Origin of the sequence: Actinoplanes ianthinogenes, assembly GCF_018324205.1 — a bacterium.
Lineage (GTDB): Bacteria > Actinomycetota > Actinomycetes > Mycobacteriales > Micromonosporaceae > Actinoplanes > Actinoplanes ianthinogenes.
The window spans coordinates 1,456,558-1,471,314 of record NZ_AP023356.1; the positions used below are offsets into that span (position 1 = coordinate 1,456,558).

General features: G+C 73.9%; 9 protein-coding genes and 1 pseudogene. 5 read left to right on the top strand and 5 right to left on the bottom strand.

What is annotated here, in order from left to right; translation table 11 throughout:
• Positions 1-349 precede the first annotated feature (349 nt).
• The 3 genes and pseudogenes from Aiant_RS06645 (at position 350) to Aiant_RS06655 (ending at position 2,840) form a co-directional block, all read left to right on the top strand.
• Positions 350-859 carry a macro domain-containing protein gene (locus tag Aiant_RS06645; protein ID WP_189335094.1) on the top strand — a complete coding sequence of 170 codons (510 nt, stop codon included), beginning with the start codon at positions 350-352 and terminating at the stop codon, positions 857-859.
• Between the two features lie 47 nt (positions 860-906).
• A pseudogene (locus Aiant_RS06650) lies at positions 907-1,524 on the top strand (HEAT repeat domain-containing protein); the annotation flags it as partial.
• Positions 1,525-1,793: 269 nt separating this feature from the next.
• Complete coding sequence (locus Aiant_RS06655) at positions 1,794-2,840, top strand: MerR family transcriptional regulator (protein WP_189335093.1); 1,047 nt, start codon at positions 1,794-1,796, stop codon at positions 2,838-2,840.
• 127 nt (positions 2,841-2,967) lie between these two features.
• Here Aiant_RS06655 and Aiant_RS06660 read toward each other — a convergent pair whose 3' ends face one another.
• The 5 genes from Aiant_RS06660 to Aiant_RS06680 all read right to left on the bottom strand — a co-directional run bounded on the left by Aiant_RS06660 (position 2,968) and on the right by Aiant_RS06680 (position 13,316).
• Positions 2,968-3,213 (bottom strand): ABC transporter permease, encoded by a 246-nt coding sequence (locus Aiant_RS06660; protein WP_189335092.1) that lies wholly within the window; start codon positions 3,211-3,213, stop codon positions 2,968-2,970.
• Between the two features lie 12 nt (positions 3,214-3,225).
• Positions 3,226-5,310, bottom strand: a complete 2,085-nt coding sequence (locus tag Aiant_RS06665) for a hypothetical protein (protein WP_189335091.1) — start codon at positions 5,308-5,310, stop codon at positions 3,226-3,228.
• A gap of 224 nt (positions 5,311-5,534) precedes the next feature.
• Positions 5,535-6,293: a hypothetical protein gene (locus Aiant_RS06670; protein ID WP_189335090.1), complete on the bottom strand. Its 759-nt coding sequence runs from the start codon at positions 6,291-6,293 to the stop codon at positions 5,535-5,537.
• A gap of 136 nt (positions 6,294-6,429) precedes the next feature.
• A complete protein-coding gene (locus Aiant_RS06675; protein ID WP_189335089.1) occupies positions 6,430-11,667 on the bottom strand; it encodes a DUF3320 domain-containing protein in 5,238 nt (1,745 codons plus the stop codon).
• Between the two features lie 71 nt (positions 11,668-11,738).
• Positions 11,739-13,316: a methyltransferase domain-containing protein gene (locus tag Aiant_RS06680; protein ID WP_189335088.1), complete on the bottom strand. Its 1,578-nt coding sequence runs from the start codon at positions 13,314-13,316 to the stop codon at positions 11,739-11,741.
• Between the two features lie 72 nt (positions 13,317-13,388).
• Here Aiant_RS06680 and Aiant_RS06685 point away from each other — a divergent pair, with 72 nt between their 5' ends.
• Together Aiant_RS06685 and Aiant_RS06690 are read left to right on the top strand one after the other, a co-directional pair.
• Positions 13,389-13,958 (top strand): helix-turn-helix domain-containing protein, encoded by a 570-nt coding sequence (locus Aiant_RS06685; RefSeq protein ID WP_189335087.1) that lies wholly within the window; start codon positions 13,389-13,391, stop codon positions 13,956-13,958.
• Positions 13,959-13,968: 10 nt separating this feature from the next.
• On the top strand, positions 13,969-14,730 hold the full coding sequence (locus Aiant_RS06690) for an enoyl-CoA hydratase/isomerase family protein (RefSeq protein ID WP_229831140.1): 762 nt from the start codon (positions 13,969-13,971) through the stop codon (positions 14,728-14,730).
• Positions 14,731-14,757: the final 27 nt, after the last annotated feature.

The window sequence follows — 14,757 nt, forward strand, 5'->3', positions numbered from 1 at the left end:
GCTCGCGGCGGCCACGGGCGAGGAGCGGGGGCGAGCGGTCGTCGTGTTGTGGTGTCACGCGACGGCATACACAGTGGTCCAGGCCGGGCTGGCGGTGAGCGAGCCGCCGCGCGGGTCTGGCGGCACCGGGATCGTGGGCCGGTCGGGGCCGCGCGGGCCGGCGGGCCGGCGGGCCGTGGCGGACGGTCCTCGGGGCCGCGCGGGCCGGCGGACCGTGGCGGACGGTTCTGGGGGCCGCGCGGGCCGGCAGACCGAGGCGGACGGTCCTCGGGTTCGCGCTGGCGGCGGCGGGGTTGCGGATGGCGCGGGCGGCGATCGTCCGGCGGCTCGTCCGTGGGGAAACCGATTGATGGGGGTCTTCGCGGGTGGCAGCATCGCCCGGGTGCGGCCGCTGCGGATCATCAAAGGGGACGCGACGAGTCCGCAGGCCAAGGGGCCGAAGATCGTCGCGCATGTGTGCAACGACCTCGGTGGGTGGGGCAAGGGGTTCGTGCTGGCGCTCTCCCGGCGGTGGCCGGAGCCGGAGCGGGCCTATCGGCAGTGGCACCGGGAGCGGGCCGGGAACGACTTCGGGCTCGGGGCCACGCAGCTGGTGCAGGTGCGCCCGGACGTCTGGGTGGCGAACATGGTCGCGCAGCGGGGGACCCGGCACGGGTCCGGTGGGCCGCCGATCCGGTATCCCGCGGTCGCCGACTGTCTGAGCACGGTCGCCGGGCACGCGGCGCGACTGGACGCGTCGGTGCATCTGCCGCGGATCGGGTGCGGGCTGGCCGGGGGTCGCTGGGAGCGGATCGAACCGCTGATCGTGGCGGCGCTGTGTGAGCGGGACATCGCCACGACGGTGTACGACCACGCTTGACCTTGTCACTGTGACAAGGTCTTCACTGGTGGTCGGAGGTGGTTCCGATGAACCCGGACACGCGAGTGATCGAGGCGCTGGCCTCGGCAAGTTCGTCGACGCGGCTGAACGCGGCCATGGCGGCCGGCAGCCGGGCCGAGCCCGGGACGGTCGAGGTGCTGGTGGCGCGGTGCGCGGTCGAGCCGGACTTCTTCGTGCGCGACATGCTCACCTGGGCGCTGACCCGGCTGCCGGCCGAGGTCACGGTGCCGCGGCTGCTCGCGGAGCTTCGGTCCACGAGCGCCCAGGCCCGGAGCCAGGCGTTGCACACCCTGTCCAAGATCGGCGATCGTGGCGCGTGGCCGGCGATCACCCGGGAGTTGCTGCACGACGCGGACGACGAGGTCGCGCGGACGGCGTGGCGTGCGGCTGCCGGGCTGGCGCCGGAGGAGGCGAAGCGGGAGCTGGCGGCGGAGCTGGCGACCGAGTTCGGCCGGGGTGACCGGGCGGTGCGGCTGAGCTTGAGCCGGTCGCTGGTCGCGCTCGGCGAGGTGGTCGAGCCGGTGCTGCGGGCGGCGATGAGCAGCGCGGACCCGGTGGTGCGGGCGCACGCGAGCGCCACCGAGCGGCTGCTGCGCGACCCGGAGGCCGGGTTCGACCTGGCCGTCCACGAGGCGACCCGGGTGGTCGCGCTGGGCCCGGACCAGAACGACGGCGCGGAGCGCGATCAGAAAGCGGAGCGCGATCAGAAAGCGGACCACGAGCAGAAAGCGGACCACGAGCAGAAAGCGGACCACGAGCAGAAAGCGGACCACGAGCAGAAAGCGGACCACGAGCAGAAAGCGGCGCGCGAGCGGACAGCGAAGCACGAGCGGACAGCGAAGCACGAGCGGACAGCGAAGCACGAGCGGACAGCGGAGCGCCAGCAGACGCTGGGCCGGGAGGAGACGGTTGCGTGCTGATCGGTGAGGTGGCGCGGCGGTCCGGGGTGAGTGCCCGGATGCTGCGCCACTACGACTCGCTCGGGCTCGTACGCCCGACCGGGCGGACCGTGGGCAACTATCGGGAGTATACGCCCGAGGACGTGCGGCGGATCTTCCACGTGGAGGGGCTGCGCTCGCTGGGGCTGTCGCTGCGGCAGATCGGCCGGGCGCTCGACGATCCCGGGTTCACGCCGGCCGCGCTGGTCGGCGACCTGATCCGGAAGACCGAGGAGCGGCTCGCCCGGGAGCACGAGCTTCTCGACCGGCTCCGGGCGGTCGACGCGGCCGATCCCGGCGGCTGGCAGGACGTCGCGCGCCTGGTCGACCTGCTGCACGGGCTCGGATCCCCGCACGCCGAGCGGCGGCAGCAGGCCGTGCTGGCGCCGGCCGAGCACGCGCCGGCCCCGGCCGAGCTGCTGGCCAGGGCGGTGCTCACGGAAGCCGACCCGAACGTGGCCGGGGCGCTGAGCTGGGCCCTGGCCCGGGCCGGCCCGGACGGGGTGGCCGGCCTGGCCACCGGCGCGCGGTCGGCCGATGTCGACGTGCGCCGGCGCGCCGTGCTGGCCCTCGCCAAGCTGCCCGGGGACGAGGCGACCGCGCTGCTCACCGACACCCTCGGTGACGCCGACGCGGTCATCCGCCAGCGGGCCGCGCTCGCCCTGGGCGCGCGGGGCGTCGACGCCGCCGTGCCGACGCTGCTCGGCATGGTGGCCGGCGGCCCCAACGACGTCGAGGCCGCCGAACTGCTCGGCGCGCTCGCCGGGGACCCGGCCCGGGCCGACCGGATCATGGGTTCGCTCACCGCCGAACTCGGCGCCGCCACGGACCCGGCCGTCCGCCTGCGGCTGACCCAGGCCCTCGCCGAGATGCCCGGCGCCCTCGCGCTGGACACGCTGCGCACGCTGGTCGACGACGCCGATCGACCGGTGGCCCTCCTGGCGTCGGCCCTGGTCCGGGCGTTGGCGGAGAGGAGCGACCCACGCGCACCCGGCGCGAGCCCGCGTGCACCGGCTGACTGACCGGCCGCGACGCGCCCGGCGGCGCGTCGCGGTCCGAGCCGGAGCGACCCGGCGCCGTACCGTAAACGCGTTGAACCGCGCCAGACCGCAATGCGGCAAAGCGGCCTGGCGCCGTACCGAAAATGGGTCAACCGGCGGTCGAAAGCCGCCGCAACCGCTGCCGTTCCCGGCGCGCGAGCAGAGCGAACGCGATCGTCACGGCCGCGAAGCCGAGCGCGATCAGCATCTCCAGCGACCCGCTGTGATGGTCCGGGTCAACCCCGGTCAGCAGTTCGATCCAGTCCTCCCAGACCAGCGTCAGCACCAGCGCGAGGAGGCTGACCGCCGCGAGCCCGGTCTCGATCCAGAACCGCCAGGTGGCACTCTTTCTCATCGGATGTCCCCCTCAGTCCACGCCGGCGCAACCCACCGAGACGAAATGTCCCGGGTCGTTGCTCTCCTGGGCCTTCACATCGCCGAAGGACGGCACCCAGGAGCCGTCCGCGTGCCGGATGGTGTGCCACATCTTGCCGTCCTCGGTGAGCCCGAGGACCTGGAGTTCGCCGTTGACGCCGGCGCAGCCGGTCGCGGTGAAGTAACCCGGATCGTTGCTCTCCACGCCCTTCACGTCGCCGAAGAACGGCTGCCAGCCGGTGCCGCCGGCCAGCCGGATGGTGTGCCACATGCCGCCGTCGCCGGTCAGCGCGACCACGTGCAGCTCACCGTTCACCCCGGCGCAGCCGACCGATGTGAAGTAGCCGGGATCGTTGCTCTCCACGCCCTTCACGTCACCGAAGAACGGCTGCCAGCTGCCGTCCGCGTGCCGGATGGTGTGCCACATCTTGCCGTCGTCGGTCAGCCCGACCACGTGCAGCTCGCCGTTGACACCGGCGCAGCCGACCGCGGTGAAGTGGCCCGGATCGTTGCTCTCCTGACCCTTCACGTCCCCGAACGCCGGAGTCCAGCTGCCGTCGGCGTGCCGGATGGTGTGCCACATCTTGCCGTCGTTGGTCAGCCCGACCACGTGCAGCTCGCCGCTCACCGCCGCGCAGCCGACCGCGCCGAAGTGCCCGGGGTCGTTGCTCTCCTGGGCCTTCACGTCGCCGAACGACGGCTGCCAGCCGGACCCGTCGGCGAACCGGATGGTGTGCCACATGCCGCCGTTGTGGGTCAGCCCGACCAGGTGCATGCCGCCGCGGGCGCCGGCGCACGCGGTGGCCACGAAGTGCCCGGGGTCGTTGCTCTCCACGCCCTTCACGTCGCCGAAGAACGGCTGCCAGGATCCGTCCTCCTGCCGGATCGTGTGCCACAGCCCGCCGCGGCTGGTGGTCGCGGTCAGTTGCAGCACCTCGGGCAGGACCGCGACGTAGAACGGGTCGATCGAGACGTTGACCTGCGTGGTGTTGTTCAGCGCGAGCAGCCGGTGCCCGGCGAAGTCCGCGTTGCGCTGATAGGTCACGCCCTGCGGGAAGTTGGCCAGGTCGGGCGTGTTGTTCGCGGAGAAGACCCCGTGGAACGAGGTGTCCAGGGCGAGCAGGTGCACGTAGTCGCCGTTGTAGGGCAGGAACTGCCGGACCGGGGTGCCGGCCGGCACGGTCGCCAGGACCCGGTCGTCGGTGGTGCCGAAGTCGTTGCGGGTGCGCAGCAGGTGGGTCACCCAGCGCTGCCCGGACAGCGGGCCGGAGGTGCCGGTGACCTCCTGGTAGAGGAAGCCGAGCACGCCGCTGGCGCTGATCGCGAGGGCCGGGTTGGTCGCGTTCGGCACGGTACGGATGTCGCCCGACCAGGTCACCCCGCGGTCCACCGAGCGCCGCACGTGCAGCGTGTACGTGGTGGTCGCCTTGTCCGCCCAGGCCACGTAGACCCGGTTGCTGTCCACCGGGTCGACCACGACCGTCAGGTTCGAGCCCTGCCGCTCCTGACCGAAGTCGGTGTGGCTGAAGTTCTCGAACGGGATGCGCACCCCGGTCGCCACGAACCGCCCGGACCGGCCGTCGCTCGGATCCTTCAGGTCGTTGAAGCCGCCGGCGCCGCCCTTGTCGTCGCGGACCACCACGATGTCGACCTGCCCGCCGGACGCCCCGGTCCAGTGGAAGAACGCGCCGTAGACGGTGCCGTCCCGGTTCCACGTCGGCCGGATCGACGGTCCGTCCTGGCCGACCGGGGTGCGCGCCTCGATGCGCATGGAGCTGAAGCCGCTCGGCGGCGGCGTCTGCGCGGCGGACGAGACGTCGATCGTCGCGGTCCGGCCGCTCGCCGCGTTGAAGTCGTTGATGCCGACGAAGACGTGGTCGCCGCCGGGCGCGCCGTCCGAGCGCGCCTCCACGTAGGGCTGGTCGACGCTGCCCCGGGAGGTGAGCACGGTCATCGTCTGCGCGCCGAGGAAATCGGCGGTGCGCAGCATCGCGAGATCGATGTTCGGCCGGCGCAGAATGCCGGCGTACAGGTTGTTGCTCATGGTGGCGAACCGGAGCGTGATGTCCGCCGTCATGGCGCCGTTCTGGCTGGGCACAATCGCGTTCAGCAACCACGTCTGGCCGCCGTCGCTGGAAACGTAGATCGGGGCGTTCGCACCGCCGAAAGGATTCGGCGTGAATGCGGATGCGGCCAGATTCCGGGGATTAGCCGGATTGACCGTGACATTGGGCTCGCTGTCCTGATTGGTCTCGCCGCTGAGCGCCCGGGGAATCATGTTCACGACACGTATCACGCCGATCACTCCTCGACGATGGCGCGCAGGTCCGCGCTGCTGGTGGCGAGCTGGACGTCGAGCATCGTGGGCGCGGTGAACGCCTCGGTGGCGGCCGCCGCCAGCCGTGGCACGGCGTCCGGTGAGTGCAGCAGGAAGACGCCTTCCTGGCCGGTCTCGAACTTCGGCGTGTACACGTACGCCACGTCCTCGCTGGCCGGGAAGACCACCACCACCTCGTCCCCCGGCGGCGACCCCTTGATCACCTCGCTGACGTCGAGCACCGCCTCCATGGCCTGCGGCTCGTGCTCGGAACGGCGCTCCACGCTGTCGGCGAGCGCAAGCCGCGCCCCGGTCAGCGGGCGCACCTCGGCCACCCGCCCGGCGACCACCAGGTCGGCCGCCACGAACCGGTCGCGCAGTTCGGCGCCGGACTGGTCCTGCCGCACCGACATCACCTCATCCGCCAGCGTCTCCGGACCGTCCTGCGGCGGCCGGTGTTCCCGTTCGACCAGGGCGAGGCTCTCGCCCACCAGCCAGCCGTCGGCGGCGAAGTCCGCGACCTCGCCGACCGCGACGTGCCCCGCGTCGCGGAGCCGCACCGTCACCGTCTCACCGGCCAGGCCGGTGAACGCCTCCGGCGCGTGGAAGACCTCGGCGACCGCGACGATCGCGGTCGCCCCGGTCGGTTGCAGCGACGCCAGGGTGGCGGCGCCCAGTTCTTGGATGGTTCCCCGGAATACGAAATCAGCGTCCCCGGAGGCCAGCGCGAATCCATTCGGCATGGCTCACCTCGATTTTCACACCGCAGAGGTAGCGGCGAGAACCGCCGCCGAACCTCAGGAATAGGCTCAGCGGCGGGGTAGGTCAAGCAGCCTTTTGACGTGGTGCGCCATCTGCCAACGTGTGTGCCCGAGGTATTCAGTCGGCGGATTGCCGGGCGGCTTCGGGCGTACGCAAAAGATTTTTTTCGGCCGTGTCGCCGCGATGCGGCAGGGACGCCGGGTCCGGCAGGTCGAGCAGATCGTTCTCCGGTGCGGCGATCAGGCCGTTGCGGTGGGCGATCAGGCGCTCGCCGGCGACCAGGTCGTCGAGCATGGCGGCCAGCCGGGCGGCGCCGGCCTTGTTCGCGGTCCAGCCGAACAACCGGGCCGCGGCCGCGAGCAGGTCCTCGCTCTCCACCAGGCCGGCGTCCAGGACCAGGTATTCCAGGGCCAGCTGGAGTTCGGACTCGGCGACCTGCTCCGGCTTGCGGGTGACGCCGTCGCCGGGCACCCGGACCGCCGGGATCGGCGCGTCGGCGGCGGTGACGAAGGTGCCGTCGAAGATCGCCCGGGACTCGCGCAGCGCGGCCTCGATGGCCTGCCGGATCGGCTGGGTGACCCGGCTGATCCCCCACGCGTCGCGGATCCGGCGGATCAGCACGGCGAGGTGCACCGGGCCCTCCACCTCGGCGATCCGCTCCACGGTCCGGATCAGCAGGTCGCCGGCGAGCCGGTCGTTGACCCGGGCGGACGGCGGCAGCGGCTCCAGCTCGGCCCGCTGGTAGGGCAGGGCCCACTCGGGGCGCTGGGCGGGCCGGGTGACCAGCTCCAGCTCCGGCTCGGCGAAGACGTCCGGGACGGCCAGGGCGTTCTCGATGGCGGCGCGCAGCCGGGCCTCCTCCTCCGGGCGGTCGTGGTGCCAGGCGACCGACCAGACACGGTGCAGGTGCCAGCCGAGGGTGTGCAGGACCTGCTCGCGGAGCCGGTCGCGGTCGCTCGCGACCGGTATCTCGGCGTAGGCCGGCCCGTCGCACTGGATGCCCAGGGCGTAAGCGTCCAAAGAGGTGTGCCGCACCCCGATCTCGACGCGGTATCGACCCGCGCCCACCTGCCGGGTGACCTCGAAACCCCAGCCTTCGACGGTGGCGGCCACCGCCTCCGCCAGAGGCGAGAGGTCCGGCTTTTCGGCATGAGGATCGAGATGATTCAGGTACGCCGCCAGCCGCCGCTCCCCCTCGTCAGCCGCATCCTCCCGGCGCGACTCCGGAATCGCGGTCACCACCTCGACCCGCTGCCGCGCCCGGGTGATCGCCACGTCCAGCCGCCGTCCCCCGGTCGGCCCGCCCGCCGCGGCCAGGTCCGGCCCGGTGGACAGGATGATCACGTCCCGCTCGTCGCCCTGCGCCGCGTCCGCCGGCTTCACGAAGAACCCGGTCAGTGGATCGTCGGCGAGGAAGCGTTCCAGGTCGGGCCGCGCGCCGAGCACGGTCTCCACCGCGTCGGCGACCGCGTCGGCCTGCCCGGCGGTCAGCGTGACCACGCCGAGCGACAGCGTCGGCCGGGTGGTGAAGTGGTGCGCGACCCGCTCGGCGACCAGCGCGGCCTCGACCGGCGCGTCGACCGCCGGCAGCAGCTCCAGCCCGAGGTCCGGCCCGGCCGGGTGCGCGCTCGGGAAGGTGACCAGCCGGTCCTGGTAGAACGTGTGGTTGGCGAAGCTGATCAGCGACTCGTGCCGGCTGCGGTAGTGGCCGGTCAGGCCGAGCCGGGTGAAGGCGGCGCAGTCGTTCGCGACGACCAGCACGGACGGGCGGCCACCGGCCGGGGGCAACTGGCAGTCGTCGCCGATCACGATCAGCGACCGGCCGCGGTACGCGCAGGCCACCGCGGCGGCCGGGGTGACCCGGGACGCCTCGTCGATGATCACCACGTCGAAGCGCTGGTCGGCGGGGAGGTAGCGGCTCACCGCGGCGGGCGGCATCACGAAGCAGGGCTTCAAGGCGGCAGCGGTCTCCCAGGTACGCCCGAGCAGCTCCCGCACCGGCAGATGCCCGTCCTGCTTGAGTCCCTCGGCCCGGATCAGCGCCGGCGCCCCGTCGGCGGTGACCTCCGGACGCCGCGCGTTGACCGCCTCGATGATCGTGCCGGCCGCGTCCTGCACCAGCTCGGCGTCGAGCCGGCGGAACTCCTCGACCAGCTCGTTGCGTTCCAGCGCGGCGAGCGGCTCCAGGCGTTCGTCGGCCGCGACGACCGCGTCGGCCCACGCCTTGTAGACGGTCCGCTCGATCACCGGGATCAGCTTGCCGACGTCGAGGCCGTGGTCGGCGCAGTAGTCGACGACGGTGTCCAGGCCGTGCTCGGCGAGCACCTCGCGGGCGGCCAGGTAGTCGAACCACTCGCGCTGGCCGGTCTCGTCCTCGCGGAGGTCGCGCAGCAGGTCACGGGCGGTCTCGAAGCGGTCGAGGGTGGTGGCGAGGCGGACCTGGCGGGCCGGGCCGAAGGCGTCGATGATCCGCTGCCGGGCCTCCTGCCACATCGCGATCAGCGTCCTCATGTCCGCGTTCTTCTCGACATGCAGTGCCGCCGCCTGCTCCGCGGTCAGCGCGGCGTCGGTGCCGCTGCGCAGCGTCCGGGCCCGCGCCGCCCAGTCCAGCGCCTGATCCATGCCGCGCAGGTCGCGAGAGGAGCCGAGGACGGCCTGGAACCCGGGTTCCGCCTCCGCCAGCGCCCGCGCCGCGGCGACCACCCGCTCCCGGACGGCGGCGATCTCCGCCGCCGCCGCCATGTCGAGCTCCCGTCCGGCCACCTCACTGAGCTGCCCGACCGCCTCGGCCACCGCACCCAGCGGCCCGACCTGCGCCCGCAGCCATCCGATCGCCGCCGCCAGCGTCCCGTGCCCGAGTTCGGGCCGGGCCGCCGCCTCGGGCGCCGCCTGGAGCGTGGACCGCCAGTGCCGGAACACGTCCCGCGCCTCGGTCACCGCCCGCAGCAGCTCGGTGTCGCCGCCCCGGTTGCAGACGTACTCGCTGATCCCGGGAAGGGCCTCGGGGGGCGTCACCCGCAGCACCTCGCCGACCGTCTCCAGGGCCCGCCCGATCGCCAGGAAGTCGGTGTCGAGCCGCTTCCAGTATCGGCCCAGCAGCGGCGCGTTCTGCCGCTCGGCGGCGAGCAGCCCCTCGTTGGCGCGCCGCCACGCGACGGCCAGGGGCAGGTGGGCGACGGCCTCGTCGACGCTGACCCCGGGCTCGGCGAGTGCCGCGACGGTCTCCCTGTCCCAGCGGTGCCCGGACAGGAACCTGCGCATCCCCCGGTGCACGGTGGCGAACCGCTCGGCCAGATCCTCGACCGGCTCGTGCAGCACCGCCTCGGTGAAGTACTCCCGCGCCTGCGCCCGGGCCGCCGCGACGGCCTCCACGTGCCGGCGCAGCGCGGCCGCGGCCGCGTGCACGTTCGCCTGCGCGCCCGGCCCGAACCAGGCCGGCTCCGGCTTGTCCGGCCGGTTGCCCAGCTCGGCGATCACGGTGACCAGCTCGACGTCGGAGAAGCTGACCACCTCCGGCAGCCCGAGCCGCGCGGTGATCCGGTCCAGGTTGCGCTGCTGGTGCTCCAGCTCGTCGGCGTCCGCGGCGAACCGCCCGGCCAGGACCTTGGCGGCGGCCGCGGTGAGCGGCGCCAGGTCGACCGCGGGCGGGTCCAGCTCGGGCTGTGCGGGCAGCTCGGCGACGGTCTGCTCGGCGAGCTTGGCGGGGCTCAGGCCGGTGCGGGCGCGCGCCTGGTCCTCGGCCGCGCGCACCTCGGCGAGCAGCGCGGCCAGGCTCTCCGCGGCCTCCCGGACCGGGCGCAGGCTGGCCGCGGTGAGCCAGGAGTCGGCGACCGCGGCGGGCCGCCTCGCCGCGTGCTCGACCAGGTCGGCCAGCTCGGCGGCGTCGGCCGGCAGCCGCACGTGGAACGCGGTCGCCAGTGGCGTGTAGGCATCCGTGGCCTCGGTCAGCGCGTCCAGCGTGAGCTGCGCCTCCTCCAGCGCCGCGCCGAGCGGCGCCTTCTCCATCACCTCGCGCCACCGGAAGCCGCTGCGCTCGGTGGCCGGCCGCCACGCCCGGCTCAGGCGGCCGGCCGCGGCCCGGATCCGGTCCAGGGTGGCCTCGGTGAGGGCGAGCGGTTGCAGCGCCGGCGCCGGGCTTTCCGGCACGCCGGAAAGCCGCGCATACCGGCCGATGATCTCGTGCACGCTGCATCCGAGCGGTTCGCGCGGCTCATTGACGGCTTCCGCGTACGCGGTGAGCGCCGCCCGCCGTTCCCGCAGCGTGTGCCGATCCACCTCGTCCATCCCGGGCGACGGCAGCGGCACCGCCTCCAGGGCGGCGGCCAGGGACGCCGCGACGTGGCGGCGCCCGGCTCGCGGCCCGTGCAGGTCCAGCAGGTAGTTGCCGAGCCCGGCGGCGGCCAGCCGGTGCTGCACCACGTCGAGCGCGGACGCGGTCTCGGAGACGAATAGGACCCGCTTCCCGGCGTGGGCGAGCGCCCCGATCATGTTGGCGACGGTCTGCGACTTGCCGGTGCCGGGCGGGCCGTCGACCACGAAACTGTGCCCGGCCAGCGCCGCGGCGACGCAGGCGCGCTGGTCGCCGTCGGCGTCCAGCAGCAGCGGCGGCTCGTCCTCGTCGAGCTGCCCGGCGTCGCCCGGGGTGAACAGCAGATCGCCGTCCTCGGCGGCGAGCGCCCGGACCACCGGGTGCGCCAGGATCGTGTCCTCGTGCTCGGTGAGATCCGCCCGGATCGCCTCGGCGGCCAGGTCGAACCGGGCCAGCACGACCGCGTCGGCGATCCGCCAGCCCTGGTGGGCCGCGATCCGCCGGCGCAGCTCGTCCAGGTCGTCGGTGAGCACCACGCCGCGCTCGCCCAGCCGGCGCGCCAGGACCGGGTTGAGCACCGGGTCGCCGGTGGCGGCGCGCAGCCGGGGCACCTCGCCCGGGCCGAGGGCTACCAGCTCGACCGGGGTGAGCAGCAGGGGGCTGGCGTGCCCGGCGCCGTCCGCGTCGGTCCAGTGCAGCAGGCCGGTGGCCAGGTGCAGGGTGTCCTCGCCGCGGTCAAGGCTCTCCTGGTGGGCGTGCCGGCGCAGGTGCCGCAGCAGGGTCTGAAGGGTGTCGGCGGGCAGCTCGGTCTCCAGCCGATCGGCCGTGCCCGGCCCGAACGACCAGTCCCGGCCGCGGCGCAGCCGGTCGGTGACGGTGTCCGCGGCCGGCCCGGTGATCTCCACCAGGTCGGCGCCGGCCCGCGGCAGGTCGATCAGCCGATCGGCGGCGCCCGGGTCGGCGAGGCCGTCCCGCCAGGCGGCGAGGGCCGCCCGGGCGTCGTCGCCCGGCGGGACGGGCTGTCCTTCTGCATCATCCGGCCGCATGTGCCCATTGCAGCAAGGCAACCGTTGCGATGCTGGCGATTCGTCCGAAAGACACCCGCCGCTCTTGCGGATCAGCGCTTGCGCCTGGCCACCAGGACCGCGTCGTGCAGGATTATCTCCGACCCGTCCGGGGTAGCGGCGCGGCGCGGGCGCTTCGCGGTGGTGACGATCTCCCACTCGTCCGGGTCCAGGTCGGCGGCGACCTGCTCGGCGCTGAACATCATGTCCGGGAAGTGCATCCGGCGGGCCGCGGTGGCCAGGTCGTCCGGGTGGTGGCCGACGATCAGCAGGGTGCCGCCGGGCGCGACGGCGGCCGCCAGCCTGGCGTACAGCTCCCGCCGGACGTCGCCGGGCAGATGCATGAAGTGTGCCGAGACCAGGTCGTAGGAGCGTTCCGCGGGTGGCTCCTTGCGCAGGTCGGCCTGGGTGAACGTGATCCGGTCGGCGAGCCCGGCCGCGGCGGCGTGCCCGGCGGCCCGCAGCAGCGCGACCGAGGAGATGTCCACGCCGGTCACCTGCCAGCCGCGCTCGGCCAGCCAGGCCGCGTCGGCGCCCTCGCCGCAGCCGACGTCCAGGGCCCGGCCGGCGGGCAGCCCGGCGGCCTCGGCGACCAGCTGGGCGTTCGGCTTGCCGCTCCAGATCGTCGGCTTCGCCCTGTACCGCTCCTCCCAGGTCTCGGCCTCGTGCATGGTCTCCTGCTGCCGGCGGTAGTCGTCGACGGCGGCCCGGGTCTCCGCGGCGATCAGGTCCATGTTGATCATCGCGCCGGCGGTCTGCCCGGCCGCCGCGGCCACCGCCACGGTGGCGCCCAGGTTGGTGACGTTGCCGGCCACCCAGACGCCGGGCACCGTGGTGGCCCCGGACTCCTCGGCCGGGATCCGCATGCCCATCACGTGCCCGTTCATCTCCATCGGGGCGGGCTCCAGGCCGAGCGAGGCGAGGAACGCCGAGCGGGCCACGAAGCGCGGGGCCACCGCGATCGCCTCCAGCTCGATCACCCGGCCGCCGGCCAGGCGTACCCCGGTGATCCGGTCGCCGGCGACCTCGACCGCCTCGATCGCCTCGGCGACCACCGGGATCCGGCGCGCGGCGAGCTGCTCGGCCTGCTCCGGCGACGGCGCCGGGCCGCCGTTGAGCAGGTAGAGCACGTCGTCGCTGAGCTGCCGCCAGAGCTGCGCCCCGTGCAGGCTGAGCGGGCTGCTGACCAGCACGCCGATCCGCTTGTCCCGCAGCTCGTAGCCGTGGCAGTACGGGCAGTGCGCCACGTCCCGCCCCCACCGCGCGGCCAATCCCGGGATCTCCGGCAGCTCGTCGGCCAGCCCGGTGGTGACCAGCAGCCGGCGCCCGCGCACCCGCTCGCCGCCGGCCAGGGTGACCAGGAACCCGTCGCCGTCGCGCTCGGCCCGCTCGGCGGTGCCGTCCAGGAACTCGCCGCCGTACCCGGCGACCTCGGCCCGGCCGGCCCGGTACAGCTCGGCGGGCGCGACGCCCTCCCGGCCGAGCAGGTTGTGCACATGGCCGGCCGGGGCGTTGCGCGGCTCGCCGCTGTCGATCACCAGGACCGTGCGGCGGGACCGGGCCAGGGTGACCGCGCCGCTCAGGCCGGCCGCGCCGCCACCGATCACCAGTACGTCGTACGTCTGCTCCACCGTTCCTCCTGACTCGTCCGTCCCGCGAACCGTGCCTCGGCGCCCGCCGCAACGGCAAGTATCTTTGCCGTTATGGCAAAGGACCTGGCCGCCGTCGGCCCGCAGCTGCGCGCCCTGCGGCAGAAACGGGACATCACGCTGACCCAGCTCGCGCAGACCACCGGCATCTCGGTGAGCACGCTGTCCCGGCTCGAGTCCGGCAGCCGCAAACCGACCCTGGAACTGCTGCTGCCGCTCGCCGAGGCGTACCAGGTGACCCTGGACGAGCTGGTGGACGCGCCGGAGACCGGTGATCCGCGGGTCCGGCAGCGGCCGATCGAGCGCAACGGGCACACCTACGTCCCGCTGACCCGGCGGCCGGGCGGTGTGCAGGCCTTCAAGCAGATCATCCCGCCCACCCCGCCGGACTGCGGACCGGACCAGCAGACCCACGAGGGCTACGAGTGGATCTACGTGCTGAGCGGCCGGATCCGGCTGCTGCTCGGCGAGCACGACCTGGAGCTGGCACCGGGCGAGGCCGCCGAGTTCGACACCCGGGTCCCGCACCTGATCCTCAATCCGGGCGCCGAGCCGGCCGAGGTGCTCAACCTGTTCGGCCCCCAGGGCGAACGGGTGCACGTCCGCGCCCGCCCGAAGGTCTAAGTTCGGTCTCGTGGATCTTTCTGTCAGCCTCCAGGACGGTGTCGCGCTGCTCGAGATGCGGCGGCCTCCGGCCAACCACTTCGACGAGGCGCTGATCGGGCAGATCGTCGGTGCGGCCGGTGAGCTGGACGACGATCCGGCCTGCCGGGTGCTGCTGCTCGCCTCGGAGGGCAAGCACTTCTGCGCCGGGGCGGACTTCGGTGGTGGCGAGTTCGCCGCCGACCACGTGGCCGCGGCCGAGCGCCTCTATCGGCGCGCCGCCCAGCTGTTCGACCTGCGGACGCCGATCGTCGCCGCAGTGCAGGGCACGGCCGTCGGCGGCGGCCTCGGCCTGGCCTGCGCCGCCGACTTCCGGGTCGCCGAGGCGGCCACCCGGTTCCAGGCGAATTTCGGCAAGCTCGGCTTCCACGCCGGCTTCGGGCTCAGCGTGACGCTGCCCGAGCTGATCGGCCGGCAGAAGGCGACCGACATGATGCTGACCGCGCGCCGGGTCGGCGGCGACGAGGCGCACCGGATCGGGCTGGCCGACCGGCTCGCCGAGCCGGGCCGGGTCCGGGAGACCGCCCGCGCCCTGGCCCTGGAGATCGCCGCGGCGGCGCCGCTCGCGGTCCGGTCGATGCGCGCCACGCTCCGCGGCGACCTGGCCGGCCGGGTGCGGCAGGCGCTCGACCACGAGCTGGCCGAGCAGAAGGTGCACTGGGCGACGGCGGACAGCGCGGAGGGGATCGCGGCGAGCCTGGCCCGCCGACCCCCGACCTTCACCGGCAACTAGGATTCCGTGCGAGCAGCGGCCTCCCGG